The sequence below is a fragment of the Iodidimonas gelatinilytica genome (assembly GCF_008579125.1).
Lineage (GTDB): Bacteria > Pseudomonadota > Alphaproteobacteria > Sphingomonadales > Rhodothalassiaceae > Iodidimonas > Iodidimonas muriae.
This window is the reverse complement of record NZ_BKCL01000030.1, coordinates 1-919: the sequence shown is the minus strand read 5'-3', so window position 1 is coordinate 919 and position 919 is coordinate 1. Positions and strand designations below refer to the sequence as shown.

Annotated in this window: 1 protein-coding gene; it reads left to right on the top strand. The window is 58.5% G+C overall.

Features of this window, described 5'->3' with window-relative positions:
• Positions 1–919 (top strand): non-hydrolyzing UDP-N-acetylglucosamine 2-epimerase (gene wecB / locus JCM17844_RS13850; RefSeq protein ID WP_150001485.1); only part of this gene is annotated, 919 nt, incomplete at both ends.

Below are 919 nucleotides of genomic sequence, written 5' to 3'. Positions count from 1 at the left end.
GAACAAAGCCTTGCCGCGCTCACTGCGGCCATTCTTGACGGGCTGTCAAATGTGCTGGATGCGGAACAGCCCGATTGGCTGGTGGTGCAAGGCGATACCAGCAGCGCCTTTGCGGCAGCATTGGCCGGATTTTATGCGGCTGTTCCCGTTCTGCATGTGGAAAGCGGCTTGCGCAGCCACGATCCGCTCAACCCTTGGCCAGAAGAAGCTCATCGGCGCATGATTTCCCCCATCGCAACGCTTCACGCGGCGCCAACGGCGGCGGCAGCCTTGAGTTTGGAGCGGGAAGGCATCGACCGGAAGAACATTCTGATCAGCGGCAATAGTGGCATTGATGCTTTGCATAAAATGTGTGGGCGGCTGGATCAGGATACGGATCTTTTAACCCGGACACAGGCGCGATTGCCACTTTCCCGGCCGGACAAGCGGTTGATTTTTGTCACCTGCCACCGACGAGAACAACGGGTGGAGCGCATGCAAGGCTTGGCGCGGGCCTTGGTACGCCTTGCTGCACGGGGCGATGTAGAGATTGTCTTGCCCACCCACCCTTCTCCGCAGGTGCACACCCCTTTACATAAGGCCTTATATGGGAAAACCGGTATATCTCTGGTACCGCCTTTGGATTATGCGGCAACGGTCTGCCTGTTGCGTACCTGCCATTTTATGATCTCGGACAGCGGCGGCCTGCAAGAAGAAGCCCCCGCATTGGGCAAGCCGATCCTTGTGCTGCGCGATGTCACGGAACGGCAAGAAGCGGTAGATGCCGGCGCGGCAATCCTTGTGGGGCAATCGGAAGAACGCATTTTGACGGAGGCCAATCGCTTGTTGGATCACCCAACGCATTATGCAGGCATGGCGCGGCTGCGCAGATTGTTCGGCGACGGCAAAGCCAGTGCCCGAATCGTCGAGCACCTGATGG